Genomic DNA, 16,077 nt, shown 5'->3' on the forward strand with positions numbered 1-16,077 from the left:
GGGGGGCGGGGGGGGGGGGGGCCCCGGGGGGCGCCCCCCCCCCCCGCCGCCCATGGGCCGGGAGAGCGAGTGGAGTGGGGCCGGTCATGCCCCTGTGTGTGACAGGTGCGCCGGTGGCACAGCCGCCCCGCGATGTCTGATGTTGACGGCCGAAGCCTTCGCCAGCGCTACGGGGTTCAGGAATCGCAGCGGACCGATCAGGCGGGATGCGAACAGATGCATGTGCCGCGCCAGCGAATCGTCCCGTGCCGCTGCCGAGAACATCAGCCGTTCCATCGGATTGAACGGACGGGCCGTGGCGAAGTCGGCTGCCAGGTACTGGTGACCTCGCAGCCGGCGGCGGTGTGTGCGTGCGTATGCCGCGAGCGACCTGTCGAGGTCGCCCCGACCGGTTGCGGCCGACGCGACCGCCTCTGCCAGCCATTGCGCGGACTGCAGGGCCCACCCGCATCCCACTCCCCACAGAGGATCGCCGGTCAGGGCGGCGTCGCCGACGAACGCGACACCCGGTGCCGTCGGCCTGCGGCTCTGAAGCGGGTAGTCGACAGTTCCGATGATCTTCGTGATGCGTTCGGCGGAGTCGATGGGCGGGGCCTCGGGCAGGGCGCGGACGAACTCGAAGAAGCTGCCCTCCAGGTCGTCGCGGAAGGCCGGCAGCCACTTCTTGTCCGGGACCACGGCAAGGACCGTCACCCCGTCGTCGTTCGGAAACGCGTACGCCATGTCGGGCTCCAGGAACCAGACGTGGTTGATCCCGCCGTCGAGCGGAAGATTGCGGAAGTGCGCGAGATAGCCGAACCGCGCGTTCTCGTACGGCCGCGCAGGTACCCCGGCGAACTTCGCCACGGCCGAGTCCTTGCCATCGGCGCCGACCACCAGACGGGCCCGGATCTCGCGCTCACCCTGAGGTGTCGACGCGCGCACCCCCAGGGTTCGCCCGGCTTCCCGGACCAGTCCGGTCACACGGTGACCGAGCAGCAGATCGACGCCGGGGGCCTGTGCCGCACGGGACCTGATCAACGGGTCGAGGGTGCTGCGCCGAATGTTGTACGCGTACGGCAGTTCGGGGCCCGTCGGCGCTGCTCTCGGCTCGATCCATCCCCAGCGGGTGTACCAGCGGGCCTCGTTGCGGACAGCTCCCGCCTTCTCCAGAGAGGGGACCAGGCCGAGTTCGTCCAGTACCGGGTAGGCGCTGGCCTGGATGGAGTGGGTGCACAGCACCTTGTACGCTTCGGGGTCCGAGCGGCGTTCCAGCAGTGCGACGCGGACACCGCGTCGAGCGAGCAGGATCGCCGCGGCGCTGCCGGCGAGGCTGGCTCCACTGATGACGACGTCGTAGTCGTATCCCGCGCTCTCAGGCCTGGTCATGCTCTGATCGCCCCTTCCGTGGTGCGGTGCCGTTCGTGGGAGTGGTGCAGTGCCACTGCTGTCAGGAGCATGGGAAGTTGTCAAGAGTGGTGGATCGGCCGATGTGAGCAGGTTGCGGTGGCTGCCTCGGTGCGTTCGGCTGGGGGGCGCCGTCCTTGAACCTCGCACCGGAGCTGACCAGCGCGACCAGGCGTGCCTCGGCGATCGCTCGCCGGCATGCCCGGGCGGACTCGATCATGGACACGTCGGAGGGCTGCCGACCGGGGCACAGAGCCCGGCCGGCAGCCCTCCGGCGGTGCGGCGAGGGTCAGACGCCCGGCGGGACCCGGGACGGACGACCGCTGCCGCGGGTCAGGCCGTAGCCGAACACGGCTGCCAGTGCGGCGAGTACGCCGCCGCCCACCGTCCACAGCCAGCGGTCGGTCCACCAGCCGGAGGCCCAGCCGTCCTCCGGCTCGCTGCCGAGCGAGACCCTGGGCTCGTCCGTGCCGTCGCCCGTGTCGGCGGCCTGTTCCACCGAGGACGCACCCGGTACGAGAGGCTCGGCGAGCTCGCCGCCCACGTCGTGGGCGCCGCCGCTGTCGACGGAGGTCACCTCGGTCTCGGCGTGGACCGGCAGGCCCAGGTCATCCTCGGCCGCGTCGACGACCGTGAGCCGTACGTAGTAGCTGCCGGGCAGCGGGTCGTTCGCCCACGGCTCGGACCAGGCCCGCACCGTCCGCAGCACACAGGAGAGCTCGACGGACGCCGCGTCCGCCGCCGCCTTCCTGGTCTGGTGGCCGTACATGCAGGCCTGGCGGCGGCGCAGCCCGTCGTACACATCGACCTGCCAGGTCGACGCACCGTGCCTGGCGGCGCTCTCGGGGAGGGTGACCTTCGCCCGGACGGTGGGGCGTTGACCGGTGTCGGCGGGAAACACCCAGTACAGGTAGTCACCCGTGGAGGCGTCCGCGGTGGCGGTCATGTCCTGCTGGATCGCGGTGGCGGTACGGAAGGTGGTGCCCGCCTCGGTCGGTCCGGCCTTGCCCTCCTCGTCGGGGCTCGCGCTCGCCGACGGATCGTCCGCGGCAGCACCGCCCGTCGAGGTGAACAGGGTGACTCCGGCGAGCAGTGCGACCGCACAGGCGCGCATCACGGTGTTCCTGCGGGTGGTACGCATCAGTTGGTCCTCCATACGGCGACGCGCCAGCGTGAGATCCAGCCGGTCAGCAGGCCGGCGACCAGCCCGGTCAGGACCAGGACGCCCAGCAGCCACCAGCCACGGCCGAGTCCGAACGCGGCCGCGTCGGCGCTGCCGTCGGGCGCGGCCACCAGGTCGACGGTCAGCTCGACGGGCATGCCGGGGGTGGTCTTCACGGACGCGGGCGCCGAGAAGGAGTTGCTGAGCTGGAGGCAGACGGTCTCGGCGGCGGGCTTCGTGTCGCCGTCCGTGTCGTCCTGTTCGGCCTTCGGGTAGCGCAGGCCGGAAGAGATCACATCCGTACGTCCGGTGCCGGACTCCGCGCCCCGGACGATCTCGCGCCCGTGCGCGGTCACCGCCCGCAGCAGCACGCCGTAGTCGTTGTTGACGGCACGGTCCGCGGCCACGCTCACCGAGGCGCGCAGCTCCTCACCGGGCAGTACGTCCACCCGGTACCAGCGGTGCTTCCCGAACTCCTGGCGATCCGTGTACAGACCGGCCTTCAGCCGGGGTGCCTCGGAGCAGCTGCCCGCGCCCTCGGTCGCCACCGGGACGACGACGGGCTCGGCGGCCCGGTCCACCAACTGTTTGACGCGGCCTGAGAGTTCGTCGGTGTGCTGAACGGCTGTGTAGGTTCCGCCGGTGGCCTCGGCGATGCAGGTCAGCTGCTGCCTGATCTTGGCGTCGGGCACCAGGCCCAGCGTGTCGATGACCAGGTGGATCCCACGGGCCGCGATGTCGCGCGCGACCTCGCAGGGGTCGAGCGGGCCGCAGGTGTCCTCGCCGTCGGTGATCAGGACGATCCGCCGGGTGGAGTCACCGCCTTCGAGGTCGTCGGCCGCGCCGAGCAGGGCGGGTCCGATCGGCGTCCAGCCGGTCGGCGCCAGTGTGGCGACCGCGGCCTTGGCCTCGGTGCGGTCCAGGGGCCCGACCGGGTAGAGCTGCTTGGTGTCCTTGCAGCCGGTCTTCCGGTCGTCGCCCGGGTAGTCGGCGCCGAGCGTCCGGATGCCGAGCTGCACCTCCTCGGGAACCGCGTCGAGCACATCGTTGAACGCCTGCTTGGCGGCGGATATCCGGGACTGGCCGTCGATGTCACGGGCGCGCATGGAACCGCTGACGTCAAGGACCAGTTCGACCTTGGGCGATGCGGAGGAGGAGGGTTCGTCGGCGGCGGCCGGGAGCGCGGTGCCGAGCCCGGCGGCCAGGGTGGCGAGCAGTACGCACACCCCGGCCGTCAGCCGTTTTCTTGTGATCATCGCCGGATCCTATTGAAGATCCGCAGTCATCCCCAAAAGCAGTCCGCGGGACGCCTGTTCACCTTCCGGGCTCAGCCGCCGAGCAGCGGCCCGGACGCTCGTTCCAGCACCGAGCCGACCCGCTCCCATGTCTCCGTGTCCCGTTCCACGGGCGGGAGTTGCGTGTCCTCGGCCTTCTCGTTCCAGCGGGTCGCCACCGCGACCGGGTCCCCGCCGCCGGCCGCAGACGCGGCGAGGGCCGCGGCGCCGAGCGCGACCAGTTCGCCGCTGCCCGGCACGATCAGGGGCCGCCCGGAGAGGCGGCGCACGGTCTCCACCCAGGTGCGGCCCTGGGCGCCGCCGCCGATCAGGCGCAGCGGCCGGCCGGCGACATCGGGGTCGGCCGGGTCCAGACCGCAGGACCGCAACAGCTCGTCGAGCGCGCGCAGCACGGTGAAGGCCGCACCCTCGTAGGCGGCGCCCAGCAGCTGCTGCGGGGTGGTGTCGTGGCGGAGCCCCGTGAGGAGACCGGACGCGGTGGGCAGGTCCGGTGTGCGTTCGCCGTCCAGATAGGGGAGGAGCACGGCCGCGCCGCCCGGCGTCGCGTCGTCGCGGTGCAGGCCGAGCAGGGTGGCGACCTTGTCGACGGCGAGGGTGCAGTTGAGCGTGCAGGCCAGTGGGAGGTACGTGCCGTCCGCCGCGGCGAACCCGGAGAGGGCCGTGGAGGCGGGCCTGGCCCGGGACGCGGCGAAGACCGTCCCGGAGGTGCCGAGGCTGAGGACGGGGTGGTCCAGGAGGCCGGCGCCGCCGAGGCCGAGGCCGACCGCGGCGGCCATGTTGTCACCGGTACCGGCCGCGACGGCGATCCCCGCCGGCAGGCCCAGGGACTCGGCGGCGGCAGCGGTCAGCGAGCCGATCCGGGTCGCGCCGGTGGCGGCGACCGGGGGCAGCAGCGATGCGTCCAGGCCGAGCAGGTCGAGCAGCTCGGCGTCGTAGGCGCCGGTGGCGGTCGAGTACCAGAGGGTGCCCGATGCGTCGCCCGGGTCCGTCGCCGCCGTGCCCGCGAGCCGCTCGGTCAGGAAGTCGTGCGGCAGCCGCACGGCCGCGGCCGCTGCGGCGTTCGCCGGATCGTTCTCGCGCAGCCACTGCCACTTGGAGGCGGTCATCGCCGCGACCGGCACGGAACCGGTGCGGGCGGTCCAGGCCTCGGGTCCGCCGAGTGCGGCGGTGAGGGCGGTGGCCTGCGGGGCGGAGCGGGTGTCGTTCCACAGCAGGGCCGGACGGAGCGGGCGGCCGGTCTCGTCGAGCACGACCAGGCCGTGCTGCTGTCCGGCCACGGCGATGCCGGTGACGGCGGACGCGGAGAGCCCGGACTCCTTGAGCCCTGCGGCGACGGCGTCGCACAGTGCCCGCCACCAGACCTCGGGGTCGCTCTCACGCGCCCCGCCCTCGCCGGTGACCACGTGCGGGGCGCGGCCGACGGCGAGCAGCTCGCCCGTCTCGGCGTCGGTGACGGCCGCCTTGGTGGACTGGGTGGAGCTGTCCACGCCGATGACGACGGTACGCGGCGGCATGGGCTACCTCTTCTCGTGCAGGGGTTTCGGTCGTACGCAGGGGGTCGCGCAGATTTTGGTTGTGCGACAAACAAATTACGTGATCGAAGCTGTGGGGAACAGAGGCGGCCCCCGTTTCGCCGTCCGAGGGGTTACGTCGACGGGGTGCCCCGTGCATGATTAGTCATGCGACTGAACAAATTGATCCGGCCGGGGAGGCCGGTGCCGGACCGACGCACGCGAAGGCGGACAGACGATGACGGAACGCTTCACGCCCACCCCTGCGGACAAGTTCAGCTTCGGCCTGTGGACCGTGGGCTGGCAGGGCCGCGACCCGTTCGGTGACGCCACCCGGGCCGCGCTCGACCCGGTCGAATCCGTCCAGCGACTGGCGGAGCTCGGCGCCTACGGTGTGACCTTCCACGACGACGACCTCATCCCGTTCGGCTCCACGGACACGGAGCGCGAGGGCCACGTCAAGAGGTTCCGCCAGGCTCTGGACGCCACCGGACTCATCGTGCCGATGGCCACCACCGACCTCTTCAAACACCCCGTGTTCAAGGACGGCGCGTTCACCGCGAACGACCGCGACGTGCGCCGTTACGCGCTGCGCAAGGTCATCCGCAACATCGACCTCGCCGTCGAGCTGGGCGCCGAGACGTATGTGGCCTGGGGCGGCCGCGAGGGCGCCGAGTCCGGTGCCGCCAAGGACGTCCGCGTGGCGCTGGACCGCATGAAGGAGGCCTTCGACCTGCTGGGCGACTACGTCACCGAGCAGGGCTTCAACCTCCGCTTCGCGATCGAGCCGAAGCCGAACGAGCCCCGCGGCGACATCCTCCTGCCGACCATCGGGCACGCCCTGGCCTTCATCGAGCGCCTGGAGCGCCCCGAGCTGGTCGGCGTCAACCCGGAGACCGGCCACGAGCAGATGGCGGGCCTCAACTTCCCGCACGGCATCGCCCAGGCGATGTGGGCGGGCAAGCTCTTCCACATCGACCTCAACGGCCAGTCCGGCATCAAGTACGACCAGGACCTGCGCTTCGGCGCGGGTGACCTGCGCCAGGCGTTCTGGCTCGTCGACCTGCTGGAGAGCGGCTACGAGGGTCCGCGCCACTTCGACTTCAAGCCGCCGCGCACCGAGGACTACGACGGTGTCTGGGCCTCCGCCGCGGGCTGCATGCGCAACTACCTGATCCTCAAGGAGCGCGCCGCGGCCTTCCGCGCCGACCCGGCCGTGCAGGAGGCCCTGACCGCCTCCCGCCTGGACGAGCTGGCCCTGCCCACCGCCGCCGACGGCGTCGCGGGGCTGCTCGCGGACCGCTCGGCGTACGAGGCGTTCGACGTCACCGCCGCGGCCGAGCGGGGCATGGCGTTCGAGGCCCTGGACCAGCTCGCGATGGACCACCTGCTGGGCGTGCGCTGACGGATGCCGGACACGGGGGCGGGCGCGTCCTGTCGCGGAGCGGGCCCAGCCGGACGGGGGCCGCTCCGACCCCGTACAGGGTGAACCGATCCTGTACGGGGGCCCGGCCCCGTACGGCGGGTCAGGCCTCCAGCCGGGCGGGCCCCGCGTACGCCACCGGATCCGCCAGCACGTCCTGCACCACCAGTGCCGCCGCGCCCCGCGCCGCGTCACCCGCCACGGACGACGCGCGCAGCCGGCCGCTGCCCCGCGACCAGAGGCCCGACACCACGCGGCCCGTGAGCTCCTCGTCGGCCGGCGGCGAGAGCCACGGCATCAGGCCCCGGTAGATCCCGCCGAGCACCACGGCGTCCGGGTCGAAGAGATTCACCGCGCCCGACAGGACGCGGCCCAGCATCCGGCCCGCCTCGGCGATGGCGGCGAGCGCCCGGGCCTCGCCGGCCTGCGCGCGGCGCTCCAGCTCCATCACCCCGGCGGCCCCACCGACGGCCTCCTCGATCCCTGCCGAGCGGAGCAGCGCCGTCTGCCCGGCGTACTGCTCGAGGCAGCCGCGCGAGCCGCACCGGCACTCCGGACCGGTCGGGTCCAGGACCACATGCCCGATCTCCCCGGCGAACCCGTGCGCACCGCGCAGGAGTTCGCCGTCGAGTACGAGGGCGCCACCGACACCGATCTCGCCGGTCAGATAAAGGAAGGTGCGGACCGAACCGAGCCCGCCGAACCACAGCTCCGCCAGCGCCGCCAGGTTCGCCTCGTTCTCCGAGCGCACCGGCAGCTCGGGCGCACCGGGGCGCAGCTCGCCCAGGGCCTCGGCGAACAGGTCCTCCGCCGCGACCCGGTTCCAGCCCAGGTTGGGTGCCTGGCGGACCGAACCGCCCGAGACGAGTCCGGGCAGCGCGAGCGTCGCCCCGACCGGGTACAGATCCTGCTCCCGCGCCGAGTCCAGGGTGCGCGCGGCGATCGCGGCGGCCCTGGCCAGCACCTCGCCGGGCGGGGCGCCGCGGTTGTCGAGGTGCTCGGTCTGCCGGACCCGGCCCGTTCCCGCGAGATCCACGACGCACACCGACACATAGTCGATGTTGATCTCCACGCCGAGGCCCGCGGGGCCGGTTCGGGCCACCTTCAGCGCGGTGCCGGGGCGTCCCGCCTGCCCGCTGAACGTCTTGCCGGACTCGGTGACGAAACCGCTGTCCAGCAGCTGCTCGACGAGGGAGGACACCGCGGCCCTGGTGAGCCCCACCCGGGCCGACACCCCGGCCCTGGTCGCCTCGCCGGCCTCGCCCTCGTCCCGTACCGCGCGCAGCACGAGGCTCAGGTTGTGCCGTCGCACCGTGTCCTTGTCCGCCTTGGACCCCAGCGGTGTGAGGTAGCTCTTCATATCGTTGACGAGCCTATGCGATGGCGTACGCGTGTACGGACCTCAGGAGGGCCCGTCCGGCCCGCGGGTGGGGGCCGCCGGTCAGCGTGCGCGCGCGGCACCCTGCGGTACGACTCGGAGGTCCGCCTCGATCCGGGCGGCCGTGGCCAGGAGCGGCGGCAGCAGGTCACGACGGATCGATTCGACCGAGTTCCGGCTCGCGTGCACGGGGATGTTCACCGCCGCGACGACGGTCCCCTCCCGGTCCCTGACGGGAGCCGCCACCGAACGGAGGCCTTCCTCCAGCTCCTGGTCGACGATGGCGTGGCCCTGTCTGCGGACCCGGCGCAGCTCGTCGAGCAGCGGCTCGGGTCCGAGGACCGTCCGCTCCGTGAACGGCTCGATCTGCGCGCGCCGCACCCGGGGCCCGATCTCGCTCTCCGGCAGGTGCGCGACGAGTACCCTGCCGACCGACGTGACGAGGGCGGGGAACCGGGTGCCGACCGTGATGGACGCCGTCATGATCCGGGTGGTCGGCACCCGTACCAGGTACACGATGTCGTCCCCGTCCAGCACGCAGAGCGACGAGGACTCGCGGACCTCCGAGACGAGCCTCTCCAGATGGGGCTCGGCCACATGGGGCAAGGAATAGCTGGATATGTAGGCGTAGCCCAGTTCGAGGACGCGCGGGGTGAGCCGGAAGAGCCGCCCGTCGGTGTGCATGTAACCGAGGTCGACGAGTGTCAGCAGGAACCGGCGTGCAGTGGCCCGCGTGATGTCGCAGACCCGCGCCACCTCGCTCAGGGTGAGCTCCGGGCGGTCCGCGTCGAAGGCACGGATGACGGCGAGGCCACGCTCGAACGACTGCACGAAGTACGGCTCACGCGCCTGTCCGTCCATCGGTCGCCCCTCTGTCGCGAGAGTGCGCACAAGTGTGCGCCAGGTGCACGGTAGGGGGCGGCCGACGAGGCGTCAACGGACCTGACGCTCCCTCAGGAAGCAGTGGATTCACGGAAAACGGTTCCGTGCACGGTGGTTGACCCCCCTCGGAGGGCAGCCCTATGTTCCCACCGGGAACCACTGTTCGTTCCCCGCACGCCATGTCGAGCGCCACCACCACTCCGGGGGCACCATGCGTCGTCTGCTTGTCGGGTTCACCGCCGCGCTCCTCGTCTCCACGACAGCGGCCTGTGGATCGTCGGAACCGTCCACCTCGTCGAAGGACGGGAAGACCGCCCTCAAGGTCGGAGTCATCCCCATCGTCGATGTCGCACCCGTCTACCTGGGCAAGGAGAAGGGCTTCTACAGCGAGCGCGGCATCGATCTGACGCTCGTGGGCGCCCAGGGAGGCGCCGCGATCGTGCCCGGCGTGGTCAGCGGCCAGTTCCAGTTCGGCTTCTCCAACGTCACTTCGCTGATGATCGCCGCCGACAAGAACGTCCCCGTCGAGGCCGTCGCCAACGGTGTCGCCTCCACCGGCGAGGACGGCAAGGACTTCGCGGGCATCGTCGTGAAGGGGAACAGCCCGCTGAAGACCGCCAAGGACCTCGAGGGGAAGAAGGTCGCCGTCAACACCCTCAAGAACATCGGTGACACCTCCGTGCGCGAGTCGGTCCGCAAGGCGGGCGGAGACCCCTCGAAGGTCGGGTTCGTGGAGCTTCCCTTCGACCAGATGGCGGCCGCGCTCGACGGCGGACAGGTCGACGCCGCCTGGGTCGTCGAACCCGCGCTCGCCACCGTCAAGGGCAAGGGCGGCCGTGTCATCGCGTCCAACTTCGTCGACCTCGCGCCGGACCTGACCGTCGCCCTCTACTTCACCTCCCAGCAGTACGCCCAGAAGAACCCGGAGCTGGTGAAGAAGTTCCAGGAAGCGACCCGGGAGTCCCTGGCCTACGCCGACAGCCACCCCGACGAGGTCCGCAAGATCCTCACCACCTACACCAAGATCCCCGAGTCGACGCTCCAGGCGATGACCCTGCCCAAGTGGCCGGCCGAACCGAACCGGGCATCCCTCGAAACCCTCGGCCGGCTCGGTGAGCGCGACGGCCTCCTCTCCGGCACCCCGGACCTGGACGCACTCCTGCCATGACGACCGCCACACCACCGAAAACCCCCGCGGCACGCGGCCGGAACGTCCGGCAGGGGCCGGTCGACGCCGCGCTCGGCCTCGCCGGACTGGCCGGCTTCCTCGCCCTCGTCGAAGTCGTCCCGCGCACCGGCCTGGTCTCGCCCGACTACCTGCCGCCCACCAGCCGGATCGCCGGAGCGCTCGCGGGCGAACTGGCCGACGCCGCGTTCTGGACGGCGCTCGGCGACACCCTCACCGGCTGGTCCGTCGGTCTGCTGATCGCCACGGTGCTGGGCGTCGCCGCCGGAACCGTCATCAGCGGCGTCCCCCACCTGCGCCGCGTCACCGCGTCCACGGTCGAATTCCTGCGCCCCATACCCTCGGTGGCCCTGATTCCCCTCGCCGTCCTGCTCTACGGCACCGACCTGCGCTCCACCCTGCTCCTGGTCGTCTACGCGGCCTTCTGGCAGATCCTCGTGCAGGTGCTGTACGGAGCGCAGGACGTCGACCCGGTCGCCGACGAGACGGCCCGCAGCTACGGCCTCTCCGCACGTGCCCGGATCCGCCACGTCGTGTGGCCCACCGCCCTGCCGTACGTCATGACCGGCGTCCGGCTCGCGGCCTCCGTCGCGCTGATCCTCGCGGTCACCGCCGAACTCGTCATCGGGTCACCGGGGCTGGGCGCCCGGATCGCGGTCGCGCAGACCTCGCAGGCCGTCCCAGAGATGTACGCCCTGGTGGTCGTCACCGGCCTGCTCGGCCTCGTCGTCAACGTCGGCGCGCGCGCCGTCGAGCGCCGTGCGCTCGCCTGGCACCAGTCGGTCCGCGGCGAGGCGGCCCTGTGAGGCGCGCCCTCGTACAGGTGCTGTTCGCCCTCGGGCTGCCGGCCGTTCTGCTGACCGTCTGGTGGGTGGCCTCCGACGCGAGCACCCAGGTCTACTCGCCGCCGTTGCGCACCATCCTCACGGCCTTCGGGGACGTCTGGACGGGGGACAGGATCACCGCCGACGTCCTGCCCAGCGTCCTGCGCCTGCTCGCCGGATTCTCCGTCGCGGCCGCCCTGGGCGTGGCCGCGGGGATCGTCATCGGCTCGTACCGGCGGGTGCGGGCCGCGACCGAGCCCGTGCTCGAGTTCCTCCGTGCCGTACCCCCGCCGGTCCTCGTCCCCGTCATCATGCTGTTCGCCGGGATCGGGGACACGATGAAGATCTTCGTCATCGCGAGCGGCTGCGTCTGGCCCGTCCTGCTCAACACGGTCGAGGGCGTACGGGCGGTCGACCCCGTCCTGAGCGAGACCGCCCGCGCGTACGGCCTGCGGGGCGGCGTCCGCCTGCGCCACCTGCTGTTGCGCTCGGCAAGTCCCCAGATCTTCACGGGACTTCGCCAGGCGCTCTCGATCGGGATCATCCTGATGGTGATCAGCGAGATGTTCGCGGCCAGCAACGGACTCGGCTTCGCCATCGTGCAGTTCCAGCGCAGCTTCGCCATCCCCGAGATGTGGAGCGGCATCCTCCTGCTCGGACTTCTGGGCTTTCTGCTCTCCGTGCTCTTCCAACTCGTCGAACGCCGCGCGCTGGCCTGGTACCACGGTCTGCGCGCGTCCAGGAGGCAGCCGTGAACGAACCGGTGAAGGACCCCGTGAAGGACCCCGTCGTGAAGGGACCGCAGCACATGCTCGACGTACGGGGCCTGCACAAGGTCTACGAAGGCCAGGGCCGCCGCGTGGAAGCCGTGCGCGACCTGACCTTCACCCTCGCACCGGGCGAACTGGCCTGCCTGGTGGGCCCGTCCGGCTGCGGCAAGACGACCCTGCTCAAATGCGTCGGCGGGCTGCTCACGCCCACGTCCGGTGAGATCCACCTGAACGGCACCCGCGTGACGGGGCCGCCGCCCGGAATGGCCGTGGTCTTCCAGGAGTACGGGCGCAGCCTGTTCCCGTGGATGCGGGTACGGGACAACGTCGGCCTCCCGCTGCGGCAGAAGAGAACCCTGGACAGGTCCCGGCGGCACGAGCTCGTCGAGCGCTCCCTCGCCGCCGTCGGTCTCGCGGATGCGGGCGGCGCCTATCCCTGGCAGCTCTCCGGCGGTATGCAGCAGCGCGTGGCGATCGCTCGAGCCATCGCCTACGAGCCGGAAGTCCTGCTGATGGACGAGCCGTTCGCCGCCGTGGACGCCCAGACCCGCGCCGATCTGGAGGACCTGGTGCGTGGGCTGTGGCAGGAGCTCGGGATCACCGTCCTCTTCGTCACGCACGACATCGACGAGGCGGTGTACCTGGGGCAGCGGGTGCTGGTCCTCTCCGGGGCACCGACCGTGGTGCGGGAACAGGTGAAGATCGATCTCCCGGACGAGCGGGACCAGTTGACCACGCGTGTACTGCCCCGCTTCGCGGAGCTGCGCACCCATGTGTACGAGCAGATCCAGGCGGCGAAGCGGGGGGAGACCTGAGGCCCCCGGTTCCCTGCGGGCCGGGCGGCGACGTGGGACGCGACGGCTCCCGCCGCCGCGTCCCACCCGTGATGCCGGGCGGTCCTACATGTCCGCCGCGTCGGTCACCGCACCGAGGTCGACGAACTTGAACCCCGTGGTCTCCCGGTCATCCTCGCCGCCCGACCCGGACGTCTCGTGCCCGTCCTGGACCACCAGCAGGCCGCGCGGGTAGCGGGCGCCCAGCGGCTCGTTCAGCACCGCGGCACCGTCGCACTCCTCACTGCCGTCGAGGTCGGCCGACACGGAGGTGATGCGGAACCCGCCCTCGTACTCGTTGTGCTCGGAGACCTCGCGGTCGTACAGGGCGAAGGTGTTGTCGCCCTGGCTGGACGCCATGAGGTAGCCGTCGCCGTCCGCCTCCCGGAAGAGGGTCAGCCCCTCCACGTCCGCGGCCAGCCGCTTGCCGCCGAAACCGGGGTCGGTTCCGGGCGCGCACTCCTCGGTCGCGGGGTCGTACGTCCCGGGGACGCCGTACTCCCGGACCTTGTCGACCAGGACCGGGCGCCCGTCGAGACCGGCCGGGACACGCCAGATGCCGACGTCCTCCTGGCCGGCGTAGAGGACACCGTTCGCCGGGTCGACGACCATGCCCTCCACCTGCGGCAGTTCGCCCGGCTCACCGCACGGGGTCCACGACGTGCCGTCGGGCAGCCGGAAGGACGACGGGAGAGTGAGGGTGCGCACCGTGCGGTAGCCGACCGTGCCCGCGGCCGTCGGCCGCAGTTCCAGCAGCGCGAGCTCGGTGGCGTTGCGCCGGCTGACGACGGCGTACGAACGGCCCGTGCCGCGGTCCTGCCAGGCGGCCAGACCGTACGTGGTGCGCTGGTCGTTGATCTCGGCCTGGTCCGCCGAGAAGACCGGAGCGGCGGCCGGGTCCGTGATGTCGGTCAGCGGCTTGCCGGGGCGCGAGGGGTCGATGCGGTAGATGCGGAGGCGGTCGTTGCCCCGGTCGCTCACCACGGCCACGTCGGCACGGCCGGCCGGGGTGCGCAGCCCGGTGACGAGGTCGACGTTGTTGAACCGGCCCGGTGCGTCGTCCTCGGTCGCGGGCGACGGCGCCGGAATCGACTGGACCAGGGCGGCGTCGAGCCCGTAGACCCGGAGCCCGCCCTCCTTGGCGGTGGCGACGACCAGACTGCGCCCCGGGTCGGCCGGGTTGCGCCAGATCGCCGGGTCGTCGGCGTTGGCGTTGCCGCCCGCCTCGTCGTCGTACAGCGCCGGCGTCTCCGACGTCGCCCCGACGGCCGGCAGCGACCGTGCCTGTGCGGGGGACAGCGGGGCGAGGGTGATCAGGGCCGTACCCAGGAGGGCGGTGACGGTCAGACGCGAGGAGCGGTGCATGCGCACGGATGCTTCCTGTCGTGAGAGGGACATGTCCATGACTCGTCAGGAAGTGTCGGGTGACGGGGCGGTGCTCCGGTGTCGGGTTGATGAGCGGGGCATGGGCAGGAGGTGAATTCGCGCCGGGTCGTGCGACGGCCGGGGCCCGGTGGTGGTGCGCCACCGGGCCCCGGCCGTCGCCGCCCGCGGGCTCAGGGCCGTGCGCCCCTGGCCTTCAGCATGTCCGCCATGAGCGCGATCTCCGACTCCTGGGCGCGGGCCATGCCCGCCGCCAGGTTCCTGATCTCCTCCGTGCCCGCCGTGTCCGCCGCGGCCTGGGCCATCTCGGCGCCCGCACGGTGGTGGACGGTCATCAGCCGGAGGAACAGCACTTCGGCGTCCCTGCCTTCGGCCGCGCGCAGCCGGTCGAGCTCGGTGTCGGTGGCCATGCCGGGCATCAGGGCGCCGTCGGCCGCGGGTGCGGAGGTGTGCCCCATCCACCCCATCGGCGGCCGTTCCGAGCTCTTGGGCCGGCCCCAGGTCTCCAGCCAGCCGAGCATCATGCCGCGCTGGTTGGCCTGCGTGTTGATGATGTCGTACGCGAGCCGGCGTACGTCCTCGTCGTCCGTGCGGTCCCGGACGATGAATCCCATCTCCACCGCCTGCTGATGGTGGATCGACATGTCCCGGGCGAATCCCACATCGGCTGATCCCTCCGCGGGGGCGGACGTCCCGGAGCCCGACGAGGGCTGCCCCGACGGGGACGCCGAGGACGGCCGTACGACCATCAGCAGCACCAGCCCCACGGCCACCAGGAACACCACGGCGCCCGCCGCCACCAGCGAGCGGGGGGCGCGCACGGGTGAGGTCACTTCGCGATCCCGCCGCTGCAGGCGGCACCCGGCTCCGGGGTCTGCGCACCCTGGACGTACTTGGTGAAGAACTGTCCGACGCGCGCGTCGGTGGCGCTCTTCACCGTGACCTGCTTGCCCCAGGCGCTGAGAACCAGCGGATCCTTCTGGTCGGCCACCGGGCTCATCAGGGAGTACGGGGTCTTGGACACGCGCTCGGCGAGCGCCTCGACGTCCGCGTCCTTCGCCTTCTCGTTGTACGTGACCCAGACGGCGCCGTGCTCCAGGGAGTGGACCGCGTTCTCCTTCGGTATCGCCTCGGTGTAGACGTCGGCGTCGCAGTTCATCCAGACCGGGTTGTGGTCGCCGCCGACCGGCGGGTTCATCGGGTAGTCGACAGGCTTCTCGACGTGGTTCTGCTTCAGCTTGTCCCAGGACCGCTCACCCGTGACGGGGGAGGTCCTGGCCTGTTCCTCGGCCTTGTCCTGCTCGTCGGCGGCGGACATCAGATACCCGCCACCCGCCACGAGTGCGGCGACCACGGCGACGGCGGCGCTGATGGTGATGATGCGGCTGCGGCGCTCGCGGGCCCGCTCCTTGCGGCGGGCCTCCTCGAGCTTGGCGCGGCGGGCGGAGGCAGGGCTGTTCTGGTTCTTGGCGGAAGCCATCTCGGGTCCTCGGGTTCATCGGATTCACGGGGAACGGAACGCAGACGCGGGAAGCGCGCGATGCGGGGGAACGAGGCATGGGCGGCCCCCTCGGCGCCGTACGCGGGGCCGGGAGGAGGCCGGGCTCCTAGATCCGTTGGACCTGCAGACGGAGATGATCGACGGCGCCCGCACCGTCGTTGGAGGGTCCCCGGATGACCGCGGCGCCGGTGAGGGGACCGGCCGGGGGCAGGGCCGAGGTGCAGGGGAGAGCGGCGGGAGCGCCGGGGCCCGGAAGCACGACGGCCGTCGAGTGGTCCGTCACACCGTGGCAGGAGCTGCCGAGCCCGCGCTCACCCGGGGCGTCGGCCGTGACGACCGACAGGGACGCGGCAGGCACCGGGGTGAAGGCCCGGACGGCGGACGCGGCAGGTGCGTCGGCGCGGGGCGCGGCCGTGACGGACGGCGAGCAGCAGAAGAAGACGGCCATGAGGACGAGCACCCAGCCCAGCACGACGGACGGGGTGACCCCGCCCCGTCGCCGGTCCGTCCGCTCAGTCCGCCTGGTCATCGCCGCCATCGTAC

Annotated in this window: 15 protein-coding genes; 5 read left to right on the top strand and 10 right to left on the bottom strand. The window is 71.9% G+C overall.

Annotated features, from left to right (window positions below; genetic code table 11):
• Positions 1 to 84 precede the first annotated feature (84 nt).
• From ACFW9O_RS26470 to xylB, 4 genes are all read right to left on the bottom strand, one after another.
• Positions 85 to 1,368, bottom strand: coding sequence for an NAD(P)/FAD-dependent oxidoreductase (locus ACFW9O_RS26470; protein WP_384612706.1), 1,284 nt, complete (start codon positions 1,366 to 1,368; stop codon positions 85 to 87).
• Positions 1,369 to 1,675: 307 nt separating this feature from the next.
• Complete coding sequence (locus ACFW9O_RS26475) at positions 1,676 to 2,527, bottom strand: hypothetical protein (protein ID WP_384612708.1); 852 nt, start codon at positions 2,525 to 2,527, stop codon at positions 1,676 to 1,678.
• Positions 2,527 to 3,804: a VWA domain-containing protein gene (locus tag ACFW9O_RS26480; protein ID WP_384612710.1), complete on the bottom strand. Its 1,278-nt coding sequence runs from the start codon at positions 3,802 to 3,804 to the stop codon at positions 2,527 to 2,529. The genes ACFW9O_RS26475 and ACFW9O_RS26480 overlap by 1 nt, the downstream gene beginning before the upstream one ends.
• A gap of 71 nt (positions 3,805 to 3,875) precedes the next feature.
• Positions 3,876 to 5,357 (bottom strand): xylulokinase, encoded by a 1,482-nt coding sequence (gene xylB, locus ACFW9O_RS26485; RefSeq protein ID WP_351179237.1) that lies wholly within the window; start codon positions 5,355 to 5,357, stop codon positions 3,876 to 3,878.
• A gap of 235 nt (positions 5,358 to 5,592) precedes the next feature.
• Here xylB and xylA point away from each other — a divergent pair, with 235 nt between their 5' ends.
• On the top strand, positions 5,593 to 6,759 hold the full coding sequence (gene xylA, locus ACFW9O_RS26490) for a xylose isomerase (RefSeq protein ID WP_384612712.1): 1,167 nt from the start codon (positions 5,593 to 5,595) through the stop codon (positions 6,757 to 6,759).
• Positions 6,760 to 6,880: 121 nt separating this feature from the next.
• Here xylA and ACFW9O_RS26495 read toward each other — a convergent pair whose 3' ends face one another.
• On the bottom strand, positions 6,881 to 8,137 hold the full coding sequence (locus ACFW9O_RS26495) for an ROK family protein (RefSeq protein ID WP_384612714.1): 1,257 nt from the start codon (positions 8,135 to 8,137) through the stop codon (positions 6,881 to 6,883).
• An 81-nt stretch (positions 8,138 to 8,218) separates the two neighbouring features.
• A complete protein-coding gene (locus ACFW9O_RS26500; RefSeq protein ID WP_351170956.1) occupies positions 8,219 to 9,016 on the bottom strand; it encodes an IclR family transcriptional regulator C-terminal domain-containing protein in 798 nt (265 codons plus the stop codon).
• Between the two features lie 232 nt (positions 9,017 to 9,248).
• Between ACFW9O_RS26500 and ACFW9O_RS26505 the strand changes: the two genes are divergently transcribed.
• Genes ACFW9O_RS26505 through ACFW9O_RS26520 form a run of 4 tightly spaced genes read left to right on the top strand, consistent with a single transcriptional unit; the run spans position 9,249 to position 12,632 of the window.
• On the top strand, positions 9,249 to 10,205 hold the full coding sequence (locus tag ACFW9O_RS26505) for an ABC transporter substrate-binding protein (RefSeq protein ID WP_384612716.1): 957 nt from the start codon (positions 9,249 to 9,251) through the stop codon (positions 10,203 to 10,205).
• Positions 10,202 to 11,029: an ABC transporter permease gene (locus ACFW9O_RS26510; protein ID WP_384612718.1), complete on the top strand. Its 828-nt coding sequence runs from the start codon at positions 10,202 to 10,204 to the stop codon at positions 11,027 to 11,029. The genes ACFW9O_RS26505 and ACFW9O_RS26510 overlap by 4 nt, the downstream gene beginning before the upstream one ends.
• Positions 11,026 to 11,802 carry an ABC transporter permease gene (locus tag ACFW9O_RS26515; protein ID WP_384612720.1) on the top strand — a complete coding sequence of 259 codons (777 nt, stop codon included), beginning with the start codon at positions 11,026 to 11,028 and terminating at the stop codon, positions 11,800 to 11,802. Before ACFW9O_RS26510 ends, ACFW9O_RS26515 begins: the two co-directional genes overlap by 4 nt.
• A 53-nt stretch (positions 11,803 to 11,855) precedes the next feature.
• Complete coding sequence (locus ACFW9O_RS26520) at positions 11,856 to 12,632, top strand: ABC transporter ATP-binding protein (protein WP_384612983.1); 777 nt, start codon at positions 11,856 to 11,858, stop codon at positions 12,630 to 12,632.
• Positions 12,633 to 12,716: 84 nt separating this feature from the next.
• On the opposite strand, the gene ACFW9O_RS26525 is transcribed toward ACFW9O_RS26520, so the two are convergent.
• The 4 genes from ACFW9O_RS26525 to ACFW9O_RS26540 all read right to left on the bottom strand — a co-directional run bounded on the left by ACFW9O_RS26525 (position 12,717) and on the right by ACFW9O_RS26540 (position 16,072).
• The gene (locus tag ACFW9O_RS26525) at positions 12,717 to 14,021 is read right to left on the bottom strand and encodes a phytase (protein WP_384612722.1); all 1,305 of its coding nucleotides are present in this window, start codon (positions 14,019 to 14,021) and stop codon (positions 12,717 to 12,719) included.
• 185 nt (positions 14,022 to 14,206) lie between these two features.
• Positions 14,207 to 14,866, bottom strand: coding sequence for a DUF305 domain-containing protein (locus tag ACFW9O_RS26530; protein WP_384612724.1), 660 nt, complete (start codon positions 14,864 to 14,866; stop codon positions 14,207 to 14,209).
• On the bottom strand, positions 14,863 to 15,513 hold the full coding sequence (locus tag ACFW9O_RS26535; RefSeq protein WP_384612726.1) for a DUF3105 domain-containing protein: 651 nt from the start codon (positions 15,511 to 15,513) through the stop codon (positions 14,863 to 14,865). Before ACFW9O_RS26535 ends, ACFW9O_RS26530 begins: the two co-directional genes overlap by 4 nt.
• 127 nt (positions 15,514 to 15,640) lie before the next feature.
• A complete protein-coding gene (locus ACFW9O_RS26540) occupies positions 15,641 to 16,072 on the bottom strand; it encodes a hypothetical protein (protein WP_384612728.1) in 432 nt (143 codons plus the stop codon).
• Positions 16,073 to 16,077 lie beyond the last annotated feature (5 nt).

It is taken from the genome of Streptomyces sp. NPDC059499, assembly GCF_042749285.1.
Taxonomy (GTDB): Bacteria; Actinomycetota; Actinomycetes; order Streptomycetales; family Streptomycetaceae; genus Streptomyces.